This is a genomic window from Xanthomonas campestris pv. campestris str. ATCC 33913 (assembly GCF_000007145.1).
GTDB classification, from domain to species: Bacteria; Pseudomonadota; Gammaproteobacteria; order Xanthomonadales; family Xanthomonadaceae; genus Xanthomonas; species Xanthomonas campestris.
The window spans coordinates 4,056,566-4,073,437 of record NC_003902.1; the positions used below are offsets into that span (position 1 = coordinate 4,056,566).

15 protein-coding genes are annotated in these 16,872 nt (G+C 66.6%); 1 reads left to right on the forward strand and 14 read right to left on the reverse strand.

The window, feature by feature from the left end; genetic code table 11:
• Positions 1-69 precede the first annotated feature (69 nt).
• Complete coding sequence (locus XCC_RS17650) at positions 70-1,302, forward strand: multifunctional CCA addition/repair protein (protein ID WP_011038505.1); 1,233 nt, start codon at positions 70-72, stop codon at positions 1,300-1,302.
• A gap of 129 nt (positions 1,303-1,431) precedes the next feature.
• On the opposite strand, the gene XCC_RS17655 is transcribed toward XCC_RS17650, so the two are convergent.
• The 14 genes from XCC_RS17655 to XCC_RS17720 all read right to left on the reverse strand — a co-directional run bounded on the left by XCC_RS17655 (position 1,432) and on the right by XCC_RS17720 (position 16,814).
• The gene (locus XCC_RS17655; RefSeq protein WP_012437396.1) at positions 1,432-4,128 is read right to left on the reverse strand and encodes a TonB-dependent receptor; all 2,697 of its coding nucleotides are present in this window, start codon (positions 4,126-4,128) and stop codon (positions 1,432-1,434) included.
• 647 nt (positions 4,129-4,775) lie between these two features.
• Entirely contained in the window at positions 4,776-6,146 is a 1,371-nt protein-coding gene (locus XCC_RS17660; RefSeq protein ID WP_170873858.1) for a S41 family peptidase, read from the reverse strand.
• Between the two features lie 314 nt (positions 6,147-6,460).
• On the reverse strand, positions 6,461-7,615 hold the full coding sequence (nagA, locus tag XCC_RS17665; RefSeq protein ID WP_011038508.1) for an N-acetylglucosamine-6-phosphate deacetylase: 1,155 nt from the start codon (positions 7,613-7,615) through the stop codon (positions 6,461-6,463).
• Between the two features lie 2 nt (positions 7,616-7,617).
• Positions 7,618-8,646, reverse strand: a complete 1,029-nt coding sequence (locus XCC_RS17670) for an SIS domain-containing protein (protein ID WP_011038509.1) — start codon at positions 8,644-8,646, stop codon at positions 7,618-7,620.
• A gap of 6 nt (positions 8,647-8,652) precedes the next feature.
• On the reverse strand, positions 8,653-9,720 hold the full coding sequence (locus tag XCC_RS17675) for a LacI family DNA-binding transcriptional regulator (protein WP_011038510.1): 1,068 nt from the start codon (positions 9,718-9,720) through the stop codon (positions 8,653-8,655).
• 40 nt (positions 9,721-9,760) lie between these two features.
• Positions 9,761-11,038, reverse strand: a complete 1,278-nt coding sequence (locus XCC_RS17680) for a sugar MFS transporter (protein WP_011038511.1) — start codon at positions 11,036-11,038, stop codon at positions 9,761-9,763.
• A 45-nt stretch (positions 11,039-11,083) separates the two neighbouring features.
• Positions 11,084-11,806, reverse strand: a complete 723-nt coding sequence (locus XCC_RS17685; protein WP_029216943.1) for a GntR family transcriptional regulator — start codon at positions 11,804-11,806, stop codon at positions 11,084-11,086.
• Positions 11,807-12,171: 365 nt separating this feature from the next.
• Positions 12,172-12,888: a type II secretion system protein N gene (gene gspN, locus XCC_RS17690; protein ID WP_011038513.1), complete on the reverse strand. Its 717-nt coding sequence runs from the start codon at positions 12,886-12,888 to the stop codon at positions 12,172-12,174.
• Entirely contained in the window at positions 12,885-13,337 is a 453-nt protein-coding gene (gspM, locus tag XCC_RS17695; RefSeq protein WP_011038514.1) for a type II secretion system protein GspM, read from the reverse strand. Before gspM ends, gspN begins: the two co-directional genes overlap by 4 nt.
• Entirely contained in the window at positions 13,334-14,401 is a 1,068-nt protein-coding gene (gene gspL / locus XCC_RS17700) for a type II secretion system protein GspL (protein ID WP_011038515.1), read from the reverse strand. Before gspL ends, gspM begins: the two co-directional genes overlap by 4 nt.
• Positions 14,398-15,390 (reverse strand): type II secretion system minor pseudopilin GspK, encoded by a 993-nt coding sequence (gspK, locus tag XCC_RS17705; protein ID WP_011038516.1) that lies wholly within the window; start codon positions 15,388-15,390, stop codon positions 14,398-14,400. Before gspK ends, gspL begins: the two co-directional genes overlap by 4 nt.
• The gene (gene gspJ / locus XCC_RS17710) at positions 15,387-15,986 is read right to left on the reverse strand and encodes a type II secretion system minor pseudopilin GspJ (protein WP_267131491.1); all 600 of its coding nucleotides are present in this window, start codon (positions 15,984-15,986) and stop codon (positions 15,387-15,389) included. The genes gspK and gspJ overlap by 4 nt, the downstream gene beginning before the upstream one ends.
• Positions 15,986-16,357 carry a type II secretion system minor pseudopilin GspI gene (gspI, locus tag XCC_RS17715; protein ID WP_011038518.1) on the reverse strand — a complete coding sequence of 124 codons (372 nt, stop codon included), beginning with the start codon at positions 16,355-16,357 and terminating at the stop codon, positions 15,986-15,988. Before gspI ends, gspJ begins: the two co-directional genes overlap by 1 nt.
• Positions 16,341-16,814 carry a GspH/FimT family pseudopilin gene (locus tag XCC_RS17720; protein ID WP_011038519.1) on the reverse strand — a complete coding sequence of 158 codons (474 nt, stop codon included), beginning with the start codon at positions 16,812-16,814 and terminating at the stop codon, positions 16,341-16,343. The genes gspI and XCC_RS17720 overlap by 17 nt, the downstream gene beginning before the upstream one ends.
• Between the last annotated feature and the right edge of the window lie 58 nt (positions 16,815-16,872).

Here is a 16,872-nt window from a genome sequence, read left to right on the forward strand (position 1 = left end):
GCAGCCCGCGCACTGCCGCACGCGCTTGCCGTGCGTGGCAGTGCGCAGGGCATCGGGCATCATGTGCGCATGAAGATCTATCTTGTGGGCGGCGCAGTCCGCGATGCCTTGCTCGGCCAGCCAGCCGGCGACCGCGACTGGGTGGTGGTCGGCGCCGACCAGGCCCAGATGCAGGCGCTGGGCTACAAGCCGGTGGGCAAGGATTTCCCCGTATTCCTGCACCCGCGCAGCGGCGAGGAATACGCGCTGGCACGCACCGAGCGCAAGTCCGGGCGTGGCTACCGTGGCTTTGTCGTGGACGCCGACCCGTCGGTGACGCTCGAAGAAGACCTGCTGCGCCGCGACTTCACCATCAATGCGATTGCACGCGACGAAGCCAGCGGCGAAGTGTTCGACCCGTATGGCGGCGTACGCGATCTGCAGCAACGCGTGTTGCGGCATGTGGGCCCGGCGTTTGTGGAAGACCCGGTGCGCGTGCTGCGTGCGGCGCGCTTCATGGCACGGTTGGCGCCGCTGGGGTTTGGCATTGCGCCGGAAACCGCCGCGCTGATGCGCGAGATGGCCGACAGCGGCGAACTGGACAGCCTGGTGCCCGAACGCGTATGGCAGGAGCTGCGCCGCGTGCTGGGCAGTGCGCAGCCTTCCGCGTTCCTGCGCACCTTGCACGACACCGGCGCGCTGCGCGCCATCCTGCCCGAGCTCGACGCGCTGTACGGCGTGCCGCAGCGTGCCGAGTTCCATCCGGAAGTGGATACCGGCGTGCACCAGGAGATGGTCAGCGACATGGCTGCGCGGCTTGCGCCCGGCGATGCGCTGGTGGGATTTGCAGCGCTCACCCATGACCTGGGCAAGGCGCTGACCCCGCCGGAGCAATGGCCGCGCCATGTGATGCATGAGCAGCGCGGCGTGGCCCCGTTGCAGGCGCTGTGCGAGCGGCTGAAAGTGCCGCAGGACTATCGCCAGCTTGCGGTCACCGCCTGCCGCGAACATCTCAACGTGCATCGCTTGCCCGAACTGCGCGACCGCACCGTGCATGAGCTGCTGGTGCGGTGCGACGGCTTCCGTCGGCCGGAGCGCATCGCCCAACTGGCGCTGGTCTGTGAGGCGGACAAGCGCGGCCGGTTGGGCAGCGAAGAAGCCGCATACCCGCAAGGGCCGGAACTGCAGCGTGTGCACGCCGCGGCGCTGGCGATCAATGCGCGTGATCTTGCGGCAGACGGTTTGCAGGGCCCGCAGATTGGTGAGGCATTGGCCAGTGCGCGCATCGCCGCCATTGCACAGGCGCGCAGCTTGCGTCAGTAAGCGCGGGATCGACGCGCGGTGTGGGCGCCGCGCGGCCACACGGCAGGCCAAGCCGTCTCGGTGACACCCACTCGGTGATACTCACCTGGCGAACGCCCGCACGCAGCCGGCGTTCGCCAGGTGGTACAGCTACAGCTTGAAGTTGAGGCTCAGCATGAAGGCGCGGCCGTTCTTGTACAGGTAGTACGGCTGGTTCTTGTTGCCGATGTAGCTGAAGTAGGTTTCGTCCAGCAGGTTGGTGGCTTCCAGCGCCACACGCAGCCGCTCGGTGGCCTGATAGCCCACCGACGCATCCACCTGGGTAAACGCATCGGTCATCTGCTGCCCGTTGAGCCGTCCGATCTGGGTGAAGTATTCCGAACGCCAGCCCAGGTTGACGCGCGCACTCCACTTGCCCTGCTCGTAGTACGGGCTGATGTTGTAGGCATTGCGCGAGTTGTACGGCAGGCTGTAGTCGCCATCGGTGTTGGAGTCGGAATAGGTGTAGTTGGCCACCACGCCGAAGCCATTGCCGAAGTTGTGCTGAAGATTGACCGCCACACCGCGCACCTTTGCATCGCCGGCATTGGTCGGCACCGAGGTCTGGTAGGTGCTGGAGCCGCCGGTGGCATTGTTGAAGAACACCCGGTCCTGCACGGTGGTGAGGATGTAGTTGGAGATATCGCGCGAGAAGAACTCGCCGCTGAGCACGCTGCTGTCGGTGAAGTACCACTCCAGCGATGCGCCCAGGTTAGTCGACTCGTACGGGCTCAAGCCGGGGTTGCCGGTGGAGGCGGTCAGCGTGGTGTCGTCGGTGGCCACGTACGGGGTCATGTTGGTATAGCGCGGCCGCGCGATGACCTTGGAGGCGGCGAAACGCATGATCAGATCGTCGCGCAGGTCGTAGGCGATGTTGAACGCCGGCAGCCACTTGCCATAACTGCTCAGGAAATTCACCGGCGTATAGCCGCCGCCCGGTGCGTAGCTATAGCCATCGGTGGAGTCGCGCGTATGCACATAGCGCACGCCGATGTTGCCGCGATAACGCTCACCGGAGAAATTGCCCTGCAGGAACCAGGCGCGGTTCTGTTCTTCGATGCTGTAGTTGCCCGCATAGCTGATCGGCAAGCCTTCATCGCCTTCGAGCCCGCCGATGTACTGGCTGATGGCGCCACTGTTGATCGTCGACCAGCGCTGCATGTCGGCACTGGTCGATAGCCCGTCCAGATAGCCGGAGGGCGTGGTGCCCGGCGAGAACGCGGCCAGCGTGCTGCCATCGTTCGGGTTCCAGGTACGGCTGTACGACGACTGCCCGGTGGCGTGATTGGTGAGCTTGATGCCGGTAAGAATCTGCGTGAACGGGCCCCACTCCACCGCATGGTCGAAGTCCAGCTGCAGGTAGCGTTCCTTGTCGTACTGCGGGCTATGGCTGGCCGAAGCGTTGTTGAGCTGCATCGCGGCCGCATTGGTGGGGTCGGTGCTGTAGTCCATTGCGGTGCGGCGCCCGTCGATGTTGTAGCTGTAGCCGGCCAGGTTGCGGAACTGGATGCCGTAGATGCGCTCGGCGCCGCCTTGCGAGCTGGTGTAGCCCACCTGGCTGGAGGCATTCCAGCCATCGCCATGCCAGTCGGCACGCAGATGGATGCTGCCGGTACTGACCTCGCTGTTGCGCAGGTAACCGTCCAGGAACGTGGTGGATTGATCACCGAACGTACCCGAGGTGGCAATGCCGTTTTCGAACCCCAGCGCTTGCGCATCGCCAGGCGTGGAGCCCCAGTAGCCGTAGCGGCTCTGGTTGTAGTTGTCGAAGCTTTCCTTGACGTACAGGCCGGTCAGGTTGAGCTCGAAGTCTGCATCCGGCTTCCACTGCAGTGCGGCACTGACGCCATCGCGCTTACGCGTCTGCTGAAACAAGGCGGTGTTGATCGAGGTGGGAAACACCCCGGTATTGTTGCCGACCACGGCAGCGGGAAAGCCGGCGCCTGCCACATCGTCGTAACCGAAGATCTCCACACCATCACGGCGCAGCACGCGTTGCGAATGCATCACCGAGGTGAGCACGCCGAGCGTTTCATCCTGGTTTTTCCAGCTGTACAACGCGGAGGCATTGGGCTTGCCTTCTTCGGAACGATCGTTGTACCCGTAGCTCACGGTGCCGGTGAGCGTGTTGCGCTCCAGCTCCAGCGGCTTGCGCGTGTGCACGATCACGGTGCCGCCGATCGAGCCCTCATCAATGCGCGCCTCAGGCGTCTTGTAGACCTCCATCAGGCCCACCACCTCCGGTGCCAGCGTGCTGTAGTTGAACGAGCGGCTGTCCGGGTCGTTGGGGTCGCCGCCCCAGCTGGTGGAGGCGATGGTCTGGCCATTGAGCAACACGCGGTTGAGCGCCGGGTCGGTACCGAGGATGCTGACTTTTTCGCCTTCGCCGAACTGGCGGTCCACGGTGATGCCGGAGAGCCGCGACAGCGACTCGGCGACGTTGGTGTCGGGGAATTTGCCGATGTCTTCGGCGCTGATCGCATCGACGATGGCATCGGCATTGCGCTTGACGTTGAGCGCCTTGCCCAGGCTGGCCTGGTACCCGACAACCTTGACTTCGTCCAACGTGGACACCGAGGGATTGGTGGGCGCGGCGTCCTGCGCAACTGCAGGGGATGGCGGCTGTGCCGGCGCTGCTGCGGGCTGTTGCTGCGCAAGCGCCGGAAGCGCCAGCGCGCCACTCACTGTTACGCCACCGATCAACAAAGCGCGGACCGCTGCGCTCAGTGGCACGCGCCGTGGTGGTTGCCGGTGCGCGGCGGTGCAGGTTGATTCGACTGACCATTGGAACGATCGGGGAAACAGCATTGCGTTGACCTCGTGGCTGATACGTCAGGCCGCAACCGATGGGCTGCGCTGAAGCGCGCTGTGCGCGCCGTGCTGCACTCCGTCCCCTGCGCCGGCGTGCAAACAGTGATCCGTGCGGCATGTGCGCAACGGATCGAGATGCCGGGCCAAGGCTTGGCCAGCGGCGGTGATGTGCTGGTGCGGAACGAAGCTCCTGTTCGCTGACAACGTTATCAGCGAAGGTGCCTTCCGATAGCGGCACTGTCAACTTTTCGCCAGAACCCCCTTGTTTTATGCGGAATACGCTGTCCTAGGCGTCGATAATGGAACGACAGCGTGACCAGGATCGCATTCCAGCAAACAGCCCATGCAGAACACTGCGCCGGCGACCTCGCCCAGCAAGGCTGCGCAGCGAAATGTTGCATTGCAGAGGTCGTGCTGGGGCCTATTGCATAAGTGGCACCATGCGACGCTGCAATGCGCGTGATCGCAGCTGGTCGCGTTGGCGTGACGCGCAATGCAGGCGACGCGTGCCGTTGGACGATGCGCCTGCCTGTTTCAGGGCTGCGTCATGCTATCGCTCGCCCACAGCGTAATCAGAGCAAGGCTTCCGTTGCCGGTCTTCGCGTCGCGTTGATCCAACGCAATCCGCGCACGCCTTGCGTGTATCACTGCGCCGGTGCGCACCGCTGCATTCGCAGCCATTGCGCCGCCGCATCGATGGCATCGGCCTGCGGGTCCAGCGCCATATCCGGTTGCAAGGCGCCATCCAGACGCTGTGCATTGCGGTCCTGCATCGCACTGCTGGCAACCGCAAGCACGCCACCACCGGGCAGATCGACCGTGCGATTGCTGGTGGTCTGCCCCGCACTCGGCTGGCCGAAGCTCCGCGTAGCCGGACGGCCACGAAACGCGATGGCGACCATTTCGCCCGCGCTTGCCGTGTTTGGCCCGATCAGCACGGCCACCGGGCGATCGGTTTGCGCGACGCGCACGCCGGACATCGGCGGCACGGCTCTTGCTCGCCACGGCGTCTGCTCGCCATCTGCGTTGAGGAAGTAGCCGAGCACGTGATCACCGAGCAACGGCTGCAAGCCGTTGACCATAGGCCACATGGTGCCCCCGCTGTTCTGCCGCAGATCGATGATCCAGCCGCAGCGTGCCTGCGATGCCATGCCATCCAGCGCGGCGCTCAGCGCGCGTTGATAGTCGCCCCTGACATCACTGGACGAGGTCATCAGGCCGGGCACCGCGACATAGCCCACATCGGGCTGCAGCAACCGTGCCTGCACTGTAGCGTGCGTGGCATGCGCCTCCACATCGCGCAGGGTGCTAGGCCGTAACAGTGCGCTGTGGCCGTCATCGAGCTCGGCAATCAGCGCCTCGATGGCGGCATAGGCGTCGGCTTTGCGCATGCTGGCGGCCTGGGCGCGCAACTGTGGCTCGCGGGTGGCCCAATCGATGCGGCTGCGCTGTAACGCATGCTCCCTGATCGCAGGAATCGCAACGTCGAGAATCGCCGCTGCAGACGCAGCATCCACGACAGGTTGGGCCATCAGCCGTAGGGCAGTAACTTCGACGGCGCCATCGCCAGCCAGCACGACACCAATTGCCAGTCGATTTGCTTGCTCAGGAATCTGCATCGCGATACCACGGCGTGCCTGAGCGCTGCCACTCACCCGCTCGGCTTGCGAGGTTTCGAATGCCACGACCTTGCCCTGCGCATCGACTGCGCGCATCCACAGGTTTGCGCCCGGGACGGCGCTGAAGGTGTGCAGAAGACCATCCAAGGCCAGCGACTGACCACGCAGCGGGACGGCATCGAGTTGCACGGCGGCCGCACCGAACGCGGCCGTGCGCTTGGTGCGTGCGGTCAGACGTAGCCGTGCGCCCTCGGCCGATTCCACATCGCCCTGCGCAGCATCCAACTGGTAATCTGTGCCGCCGGCAACCAGTTGCCAGTTGGCCGCAGCCGCAATTGCATGCGCGCCAAGCAGCAAACACCCCACCAGCCACCATCGCATCCGTGCGTGTCTCATCGGCACTGCCTTGTCCTGGAGTTGATCGCGACTCTAGCAGCCACGACGTGCCACTGTGGATGGCAGCGCTGCATGCGTGGCGGCGGCGATTCAGCGCTACAGGCAATGGCAAGGCACAGCAACCGTTCCGGACCGTGCCTGGCAGGCATGCCGCGCCGTTGTCGCGACGGCAGATGCCCACCGCTCAACCTTCCGGCGAGCACTGCCCCTTGAACGTCAACACCGTACCGAGGCACGCAACCGGTGACTGCGATCCGCAGGCACGGCACATCGACGGCGCTACACGTCAGCGAGCGCAACCATGCTGCACAACGTCAGTCGCGCTGCCCCGCCACCCAGGTGTCCAGCACGTGCACGTCTGCATCCACCAGCACCAGGTCGGCCTGGTAACCCGGTGCGATGCGGCCCAGGCGCTCGCCCAGGCCGATGCACTGCGCCGGATAGGTGGACGCCATGCGCGCGGCTTCGGCCAGGTCCACGCCCAGCCATTGCACGCTGTTGCGCACCGCGGTGGCCATGTCCAGCGCGGAGCCGGCAAGCGCACCGGCGGCATTGCGTACCACGCCGTCGATGGCGGTGATGGTTTCGCCGTACAGATCGAAGCTGGGGCTGTCGGCACCGACCATCGGCATGGCGTCGGTGACCAGCAGCAGCTTGCCGCGCGGCTTGGCGGCCAGCGCCACGCGCAGGCTGGCCGGATGCACATGCACGCCGTCCACGATGACGCCGCACCATACCGCGGGATCTTCCAGCGCGGCGCCCACGGCATTGGGCTCGCGCCCGGCCAGTGGCGACATCGCGTTGTACAAATGGGTGAAGCCGCTGACGCCGGCGGCAATGCCGTCGCGCGCCTGCTCGTAGGTGGCGGCGGTATGGCCGGCAAACACAACTGCACCACCGGCGACAAAGGCACGGATGTCGTCCAGCGGCACGCGCTCGGGCGCGAGCGTGATCAGGGTGACGCCGTTGTCCAGCGAGGTGTCCACCGCGATCTCGTGCGCGTCGGGCACGCGGAACTTCTGTGCGTCGTGGGTGCCTTTGCGCGCCGGGCTCAGGTACGGGCCTTCCAGATGAATCCCGAGCACGCCCGGCACGCCCTGTGCGATCGCCTGGCGCGTGGCGGCGATGGCCTCGGCCATCACCTCGGCGGTGTCGCTGATCAGCGTGGGCAACATGCCGGTGGTGCCGTAGCGGCGATGCGCTGCGGCGATCGTCGCCAGCGCCTGCGGCGTGCAGGCGTTGTTGAACAACACCCCGCCGCCGCCATTGACCTGGATGTCGATGAAGCCGGGCAGCAGGGTCGCCCCGCCCAGATCCACGCGCGTGCCGGCCTGCGCCACGCGCGCATCGTCGGCCGCGACAACGGCCTGGATCTGCGCGCCGTCCAGCAGCACGGCCAGGCCGTCCTGCAGGCCGTCATCGGTGAGCACGCGTGCATTGCAAAGCGCTTGAATCGGGGAAGCATCCATGTTCAAACCGTTTCCGTGACCTTGTTCAAATGCGGCGGCAGATCGGGGTTATGCCCGCGCTGCAGGGCCAGTGCGTTGATGGCGCGGTAGAAGCTCTGCACGGTGAGCAACGGTGCGCACGCCGGGTGCGCGGCATCGGCCAGCGGCAGGTCGCCATCGGGCGCGGCCAGCCACACCTGCGCGCCACGTGCGCGAAATTCTTCCGCCAGGGCGCGCGTGCCTGCACCGGTTTCATCCGGCTGCGCGAACACCAGCACCGGGAAGCCCGGGCCCACCAAGGCCATCGGGCCATGCTTGACCTCGGCCGAGCTGTAGGCCTCGGCGTGCAGGCCGCAGGTTTCCTTGAACTTCAGCGCGGCTTCCTGCGCCGCGCCCAGGCCCAGGCCACGGCCGAGCACGAACAGATTGTGCGCCGGCTTCAGGCCGCTGGTGAGTGCGGACCAATCGGCCTGCCAGGCGCTGCGCAGCTGCTGCGGCAACTGCTGCACGGCGGCGAGCAATGCGGGGTCGTTCTTCCACACCGCGCCCAGGTGCAGCACCGCAGCGAGCGAGGCGAGATAGCTCTTGGTCGCGGCCACGCTCTTTTCCGGGCCGGCACCGAGCGGAATCACCACCTCGGCCAGCTGCGCCAGCGGCGAATCTTCCACGTTGACCAGCGCCACCACGCGCGCACCGGCGGCCTTGGCGGCTTCGGCATTGCGCAGCAGGTCCGGGCTCTTGCCCGATTGCGAAATCACGATGTACAGCGCGCCGCGCAACTGCAGCGGCGCCACATAGACCGAGCCCACCGAGGGCGAAGCCGATGCGGTGACGATGCCGAGCTGGGTTTCGAACAGGTACTTGGCGTAGGTGGCGGCGTGATCGGAACTGCCGCGCGCGCAGGTCACCACGAACGGTGGCGGGTTCTCGCGCAGCGACTGCGCCAACGTGGCGATGGTGTCGGCATTACGCGCGAACTGTGCAGCGACCACGTCGGCGGTTTCGGCCGCCTCGCGGAACATCAAGGTGTCGGTTTCCTGGGGGAGATTCATCGGAGCTCAGGCGGATTCGGGGGAGGGGGACTTGGCGGCCGGCGGTTGCGCCGGTGCAGTGGAGCCGCGCACCACCAACTGCGGCACGAAGCCGCGGTTCTGCAGTTGCGCGGGCTGGTCGTCGTAGGCGTCGCTGCGCAGCTGGCTGATCAGCAGGCGTGCGGCGTGCCGCGCGATGTCTTCGGTGGCTTGCTTGGCGGTGGTCAGCGCCGGCCACGACTGCCGCGAGAACGGGCTGTCTTCGAACCCGGCGATCGACAACTGGTACGGCACGTTCATGCCGGTGGACTTGGCCGCGGCCAGCACGCCGGCAGCGATCTCGTCATTGCTGCCGAAGATGGCCGTGGGCGGCTCGCGCAGCGACAACAACCGGCGCGCACCACGGAACCCATCGTCGAAGGTGTAGTCGCCCGGAATCACCAGGTGCTTGTCCAGGCTGATGCCGTAATCCTTCAATGCAGCTTCGTAACCGGCGTAGCGCTCGCCGCTGGAGCGGTGCTGCGGGCCGCCCCACAAAAAGCCGATGCGCTGGTGTCCAAGCTGGATCAGATGCTCGGTGATTTCATAGGCGGCATCGCGGTCGTCGATGTACACGCACGGCCCATCGCCCGGGTCGGTGGTGGAGGCGATGATGCGCACGCTCTTGATGCCTCGCGCGGCCAGGCCGGCCAGCAATTCGGGGCGCTCGGACATCGGCGCGGTCAGCACCACGCCGGCCAGGCGCGAGCGCTGCACCCATTCGGCCAGTTCTTCGGCCAGCAGCGGCGAAGTGGAATCGCAGGGATGGATCTGCAACCCGAACCCGGTTTCGCGGCAGGCGGCCAACACGCCGTTCTGGATGCCGATGATGTGGTACGGGTTGGGGTTGTCGTAGACCAGGCCGATCACGAACGGCGTGCCGCTGCGCAGGTTGCGCGCGGACGGATCGGGTTCGTAATCGAGATCGGCGATGGCGCGCAGCACGCGCGCGCGCGTGGCCTGCATCACTGAAGGTTCGTTATTGATCACGCGCGACACGGTCTTCAAGGAGACCTTGGCGCGCTCGGCGACATCTTTGATGGTGGGCCTGCGCATACTCGTGCCTTGTTCGTCTGAACGCATCATGCCGCTTCACTCATTTCGGTTGAGCCGGCAGCCCCACACGGTGGCCGCGCAGCGAATAGAACAGGATGTACAGGTAGCACGGCACCATCAGCGCGGCGAACACCACCTGGAAGTCGTAATGCTGTTTGAGAATGGCGAACAGCTGCGGAATGATCGCGCCGCCGGCAATGCCCATCACCAGCAGCGCCGAACCGATCTCGGTGAACCGGCCCAGGCCGCGGATGGCCAGCGGAAAGATCGCCGGCCACATCATGGCGTTGGCAAAACCGAGCGCGGCCACGAACCCCACCGACACATAGCCGTGGGTGAACAGCGCCCCCAGCGAGAACAGCACGCCCAGCAGCGCAGACACGCTCAGGTAGCGCGCCTGCGAAATCACCCGCGGAATCAGCACCAGGCCGGCGATATAGCCCAGCAACATTGCGCCCAGCGTGTAGGAGGTGAACAGCTTGGTGCTGTCCAGCGGCAAATTGAAGCCGTGTCCGTAAGTGCCGATGGCATCGCCGGCCATCACTTCCACACCGACATACACGAACAGGCACAACACGCCCAGCCACAGATGCGGGAACTGGAAGATGCTGGACTTCTGCGCCGCGCCACCGCTGCCCGGCGTGGCATTGGCTTCGGAGGCCTTGAGTTCGGGCAGCGGCGAGAACAACACGCCCACCGCCAGCACCAGCAACACGCCGGACATCACCAGATATGGTGCATGGATCTTGGCGGCAAACGCGTTGAGCAGTTGCTGCTTGGTCGCCGCATCGGCCGCGGCCACCTGCGTGGAGAGATCGCCGATGCCATGCAGCACCAGCGAGCCGATCAGGATCGGCGCCAGGATGCCGGCAATCTTGTTACAGATGCCCATCAGCGCGATGCGCCGCGCCGCACTTTCGATTGGCCCGAGAATACTGATGTATGGGTTGATCGCGGTCTGCAACAACGCCAGGCCGCTACCGATCACGAACATGCCGGCCAGTGCGCCCGGATACCAGCGTTGCGTAGCGAATTGCCCGAATGCTGCGGCGCCCAGCGCCATCACCACCAGACTCAGCGCCAGGCCTTTTTTCATGCCGGTGCGCTTGAGGATCCATGACGAGGGCAGCGCCAGTAAGAAGTACGACAGGTAGAACACCATCAGCACCAGGAACGCATTGACCTCGTTGAGGTCGAACGCCAGCCGCACGAAGGTGATCAGCGGCCCGTTGATCCAGGTGAAAAAGCCGATGATGAAAAACAGCACGCCGACGATGGCGATCGAGACAACGGGATTTGCGGGCCTGGCGGTAGTCATGGATCGGCTGGCTCTAGGTTGTCGTGCGGGGGAATGCCGTCGGCGTCAGCGGCGCAGTTCGGCGACGAAGTCGTAGAAGTCGTTGTGGCAATAGGTGTCGGTGAGTTCGATCGCGCTGCCGTCGCGGGTGTAGCCCACGCGCACCACATGCAGGATCGCCTCGCCGGTCTTCATGCGCAGGTGTTCGGCCAGCCGTGCCGGCAGATTGATCGCGCGGAAGTACTGCAGCGCACGCACCACCGGGGTGCCTTGCGCATCGAGAAAACTGTAGAGCGAATCGCCCACCTGCTCCGGGTCGGCGACCACGCGCTGCGGCAACACGGCGTGTTCGTAGGCCATGACGCGGTCATCGGCGCTGCGCAGGCGGGTGAGCGAGGCGACCGCCGCATCCGGCGACAGCCCCAGGCGCAGGATTTCCTCGCCATGCGCGGGCCGCAGGCGCCGTTCCAGCCACTTGGTGCCGGGCTCGTAGCCTTTGATGCGCAGCGTCTCACTGAAACTGGTCAAGCCGCTGAGCTGGTGCTGGATATGCGAGGTGACAAAGGTGCCGGCGCCCTGGCGACGCGAGACCAGGCCTTGCTCGACCAGCGCATCCACCGCCTGGCGCAAGGTGACCCGCGAAATCTGCAGCCGCTCGCACAGCTGGCGCTCGGCGGGCAGCGCTTCGCCGGCCTTCCAGTGGCCACCGCGGATCGCCTCGCCGAGCTTGGCGGCCAGCTGCAGGTACAGCGGTGTGGGCGCGGAGGCGTCAAGACGCAGGTCGTCCAGTCGCTTGTCCCCCTCCGCGTTGGCCTTGGCCATGGGTGTTCTCACCTGGCAGGATTCGTTAGGTCCAATATAGTACCAATCGGCGTCGGCATACCAGCCCTGTGCCCGGACGCGACGGGTAGGCCTGTCATCTGTCATGGCGCCGCGCCCAAAGAAAGGGATGGGTAGCTACGGAAGGTCAGTGAGGAGACGGGACGGTTAGCCCTTCGAGCTATGGCGTTGACTGGCGTATCGCGGCCACTCAAGGTGAGTGGAAGCAGACCAATTCAGCCGCTGCACAGACCAGCGCGCTGTCTGGCAGGGGCGCGTCCGTCCTCCATCCCATCGGTAGAAAACGTGCAGCCGGCTACGTGGATGGCGCGCCGTTACAGCGTGCCCTGATCAACACGAAGCAGGCGGCGCTCCTGCGTTGGCACAAACCCCAGCAATTGCAGACCGAGGTGCAGGGCGGTGTCGCTGCCGGGGTCGACCTGGGTGCGCCATTGCCAGTGGCCGTCGTGTTGCAGGCGCAACTCCGCGCTGAGCTGCATGCCATCGGGCATCCCGCCATCTGGCTGCAGTGCAAGTTCCACCACAGCGTCATTGCAGCGCGGGCTGCCGCGCAGGCGCAGCGGCAGCAGGCCGGCCGCTTCGCCAGCGCTGGTTGGCACGATCTGCACGGTCACCTCTCCTGCGGCCTGTACGCAGCGGGTGGCGTCGAACACGGCCTGCACCTGCCGCAGGTCCACTGCCAGATCCAGCAAGGTGATGCCACCGGGTTTGCGCAGCAACACGCGCCCGTTGCCTTGGTCGATGCCATGGCGCGCACCTTGCAGGGCGATGAGCGCTGCCGTGGACGTGGCGAGCCGCACGTGCTGCTGGCCGCGCACCAGCGGCCACGGCTGCAGGGCCACCTGCACATCGCCGATGGGCTGCGCCTTCCAGGTGACGCCGCGCAAGCTGCCGTTCCAGATCGAGCCTTGCGCCTCCAGCACCGCGATCGGCAGCGACTGTGCAGGCAGCACCCACCGCAACGGCAAGGTGGCAATGACAATGGCGATCAGCACACCGAGCACCAGCAACGACCAGCGCAGCAGCCTCATGGCGTGATGCCCTCGAAGCGACAGCGCACCTGCAACTGCTGCGCGTGGCGGGTGATCTGCAGTTGCGTGGGCGCTAAGCCATGCGCAGTGCGCAGGCGTTCCAGCCAGGCGAATAACGCCGGGCTGTTGACGGCATCAATCTGCAGTTCGACTGCGCCGGCCACCGCACGCGGCGCCGGGACAATAGCCACGCCGGCATCGCGTGCGGCCTGCAGGATGTCCGCCAAGGTCACCACCGCGCTGCGTTGCCGGCCCTGTGCGTCGAGCAAGGCTTGCGCGGCGGTGTCATAGCGCGCCTGCGCTGTGCTGCGCCATTGCCGCAGCGGCACGAGGATGGCGTACCACGCGATGAAGGCAGCGATTGCCGCGCCCATCACGGCCAGCATCACCCGCTCGCGCGGTGCGCGCTGTTGCCACCAACGATGGCTGCGGTGTCGCAAGGCGGTCATCGGGGTGGCTCCAATTCCAAGGGGGTCTGCAGCCTGGTCTCGACCGCCTGGCTGCTGGCCGGGCGCACCTGCCAGCCGGCGCTGCGCAAGCGTGCCAGCAATTGCTGCAATTGCGCGTCATCGTCATGCACCAGCGTTGCGCGCACTGGCTGCGCTTGCTGATACGCCAGCATGTCGAGCTCGGCGCCGGGCACGCTATCGACCGCGGCGATCACCGCGGCGAGCTGCGCTGCGAACGCATCGGCCGACACCGGCGTTGCGCCGGTGGCTTGCACGCCCTGCACCGCCACAGCGCGGCGCTGCAACAGCTGCGCGCCGATCTCATAACGCAGTGCCTGCGCACCCAGCAACAGCAGCGGCGAGATCAGCAGCAACACGCCAAGCCATGCGAGCCTGCGCGGCGTCAGCCCGCGCCGCTGCGGCGTGGCGCGTGCGAAGGCATGCTGCCGCAATTCGATCGGTGCCTGCGCCACATGGCGAGCGAAGACGGCAATGACCTGCGCTGGATCATCCAGAGGCGGAAGCGGCGACGGATGGCCCTGTGCGTCGAGCACCAGCTGCGCGGTCTCCGGCTCCAGGCTGCAGGCCAGGCGTGCGCCACGCACCAGCCAACGCCCGTCCCACTGCACAACCGTCGGTGGCGCATCAGCGTCCACCGTGGGCAGCAGCAGACACTCCGGCACCACGCTATCGGGCACGATGCCGTGCTGCGCGGCACGTTCCAGCCACTGTTGCAGGGTTGCCTGCTCCACTGCGGCCACCAGGCGCGTGCCATCGGCCTGCGCGTTGGCCGCAATCACCACATGCAGCGTGCTGACATCGCTGGCCAGATGCTCGGCCAGTTGCAGGCGCGCGGCCGCCAACGATTGTGCCGGGCTGCGCCCGGGCAGGGCCAGCCAGCGCAAGTGCACCTGCGTGCCCGGCACCACCAGCACCGTGCGCGCCGCGGGTGTGAGCGGCGCAGCGCCGGCGGCATGGACGTGCACATGCCCCTGCGCATCCACATGCACGGCGGTGGCGGCTGTGCCTGCATCGGCCGGCAGCAACAGCAAGGTGGTACTCATTGATCGGAACTCCATTGACGCGCCACCAGGCGGATCCGCCCGGCTGGCGCTTGTTGTAGCAACGCTTCCAGCATGACCTCGGCACCCGCGTAGTCGACCTGGCTGTAGAGCGAAAAATATTCGGTGCGCAGCACGATCTGTTCGTACATCGCATCGGGCACGGTGACCTGCAGCAATGCCGGCTGGCGGAAGAACGCCTGCACGTCGCGCCACCCGCCGGCCGGGCGCGCAGCAATGAGGCGGCGCGCCGCGCCCAGGTCTAGCGTGCCTTCGGCGATGGCCACCAGCACGGCCGCATCGGTGGCGCGCAGCGTGTTGATGTTCACCTGCGACAGGCGCCCACTCGGCAGCGCGCACACATGCGGCTGCAGGCGCGCCAGCAATGCGGGGGTATAGCCAGCAATGGCGCGCAGTTCGCTCACACCTGCCAGCAAGGTGTCGCCGGTGCGCAGCGGCAGCGCAGACTGCAGATATGCGGCGTCCTCTGCGCCCTGTGCGCCGGGTTGCTGGTCGCTGTCGATCCAGTCCACCAAGGCGTCGGCCAGCGCATCGGCCTGCGCAGGCGCGATGCCGAGCGTGCGCAACAAGACCACGTACTGGCGCACGCCTTCTTCGCTGCGTTGCCATTGCTCGGCCGCGCCGAACACCACGCTGTTGAGGTTGAAGCAGCTGCCGCGGTCGCGCAGGCGCAGTTGCACGCTGCCGCCCTCCAGCGGAAAGCTGAGCGGTTGGTCATCCCACCCGCCGTCCAGCGTGGTGCGCAGCGGGTCGCGCCTGGACAGGGTCTGCAGTCGCTGACGCGCAAATGCTTCGCTGCCCAGCGCATACCACTGCGCCTGCGTCATGGCCTCGCCGTTGCCGCTGCGGCGCAAGCCAAAACGCAAGTCATCCAGCACCGCAACCATCAGCACGGTCATCACTGCCACCAACAGCAACACGGTGAGCAAGGCTACGCCGCGCTGCCGGTGAGCCCCCCCACGCCCGCTCATTCGCTCCCCTCCGGCACCAGGAACAATTGCCGCACGCGGCCCCAGTCCTGCATTTCCAACTCCAGTGCCACCGCATCCGGCAGCGCTGCCACACCACCGCTCCAGCCATCGCTCCATTGCGCGCGGTAATGAAATCCCACGGTGGCCGCACGCACGCCACGCAGCAGCACCTGTGGTGCGCCGGTCACTGCACCATCCAGCGCCGGACGTGCGCTGCGCTCGAGCCGGTCCTCCACCAGCCGGTATTCCACGTACTGCAGCGATGCACGCGGCGCCTGGTCCGGATTGCTCCAGCCGCGTCGCACGAACGCCAGCAACGGGCCTTGTGCGCCGGGTGGTGTGGCGACAAAGGCAGTCCGCGCAGGCACGCCATCACTGCCACGGGTGCGCCGCACCGCGGCCTGTTGCAGATCACTGCGTAGCAGGCCGTGCGCAATCTGGAAATCGCGCAGCTGCTGCAGCCGCGCCTGCACCGCAGCGCGCTGCTCGATGCTTTGCCGCAACACCCCCACTGCCGCGGCAGCCACCAACGCAAACACCGCCAACGCCACCAGCAGTTCGATCAAGGTGAAACCAGCGGCGCGGCGCAGGCGCATCACTCCGTACTCCGCACGACCTGCAGGCTGGCCAGTTCCTGCGCCTGCCCGGCCGCGTGCACGCTGATGGCGATGCGCAGCATGCCCTGCCCGGCGGGTGTTGCCGTGCGCTTCCAGTCCCAGCCGCGCGCACCGGCTGATTCCTGCCCTGCGGCAGGTGCCGCGGCAACGGCCGCCGGTGCAAGCAGTGCTTCAATCGCCTGGTTTTCCGCCACCACTGCGGCAAGCGCGCGCTCTTCCAGAATCACCGCGGTGCGCGTGCTTTCGCCGGACAGATTCAACAGCCCCACCACCGCCATGCCGAAGATCGCCAACGCGACCAGCAGTTCCAGCAGCGAGAACCCTGCCTGGGTGTCAGCGCGCCGCTGCATCGACCCGCACCGTGCCCACTGCATCAACCACCACCTGCACGCGTTGCTGGCCCTGCCCCAACACCAGACGCTGCGGCGTGGCGGCGCCGGTCGGGTCGAAACGCACGCTCACCTGCGTTACACCCTCCGGCAGCTGCGTGCGCACCCCTTCCGGCCACTGCACGGGCGTAAACGGCACCTGGTCCAGTGCCACCCAGCGCTCACGTGCCTGGCGGCGGAAGGCATAGCCCCCGGCGCTGAGCACCACCTCGGTCATGCGCAGGCTCAGGATGGCCTCATCGCGCGCATGCGACAGCGCGGTGGCCAGCGCATCGGCCTGGTCGGGCAACGTGCGCTGCGTGTCGGGCAGGGTCAGCAGCACCACGGTGCTGGCCAGCGCGGTGATCACCAGCACGGCCAGTACTTCGAGCAGGGTGAAGCCCGGCGCATTGCGCGCGCACGGCAGCGCGGCGCGCATGCGCGTTTGCGGCGCATGGGAGCCACTCGATGCTAGCGCGCGCGCGGCCATCCCTGCG

Coding starts and splice junctions, on each gene's coding strand:
- XCC_RS17650 (WP_011038505.1), top strand. CDS start 70: ATGAAGATCTATCTTGTGGGCGGCGCAGTCCGCGATGCCTTGCTCGGC.
- XCC_RS17655 (WP_012437396.1), bottom strand. CDS start 4,128: ATGCTGTTTCCCCGATCGTTCCAATGGTCAGTCGAATCAACCTGCACC.
- XCC_RS17660 (WP_170873858.1), bottom strand. CDS start 6,146: ATGAGACACGCACGGATGCGATGGTGGCTGGTGGGGTGTTTGCTGCTT.
- nagA (WP_011038508.1), bottom strand. CDS start 7,615: ATGGATGCTTCCCCGATTCAAGCGCTTTGCAATGCACGCGTGCTCACC.
- XCC_RS17670 (WP_011038509.1), bottom strand. CDS start 8,646: ATGAATCTCCCCCAGGAAACCGACACCTTGATGTTCCGCGAGGCGGCC.
- XCC_RS17675 (WP_011038510.1), bottom strand. CDS start 9,720: ATGCGCAGGCCCACCATCAAAGATGTCGCCGAGCGCGCCAAGGTCTCC.
- XCC_RS17680 (WP_011038511.1), bottom strand. CDS start 11,038: ATGACTACCGCCAGGCCCGCAAATCCCGTTGTCTCGATCGCCATCGTC.
- gspN (WP_011038513.1), bottom strand. CDS start 12,888: ATGAGGCTGCTGCGCTGGTCGTTGCTGGTGCTCGGTGTGCTGATCGCC.
- gspM (WP_011038514.1), bottom strand. CDS start 13,337: ATGACCGCCTTGCGACACCGCAGCCATCGTTGGTGGCAACAGCGCGCA.
- gspL (WP_011038515.1), bottom strand. CDS start 14,401: ATGAGTACCACCTTGCTGTTGCTGCCGGCCGATGCAGGCACAGCCGCC.
- gspK (WP_011038516.1), bottom strand. CDS start 15,390: ATGAGCGGGCGTGGGGGGGCTCACCGGCAGCGCGGCGTAGCCTTGCTC.
- gspJ (WP_267131491.1), bottom strand. CDS start 15,986: ATGCGCCTGCGCCGCGCCGCTGGTTTCACCTTGATCGAACTGCTGGTG.
- gspI (WP_011038518.1), bottom strand. CDS start 16,357: ATGCAGCGGCGCGCTGACACCCAGGCAGGGTTCTCGCTGCTGGAACTG.
- XCC_RS17720 (WP_011038519.1), bottom strand. CDS start 16,814: ATGCGCGCCGCGCTGCCGTGCGCGCGCAATGCGCCGGGCTTCACCCTG.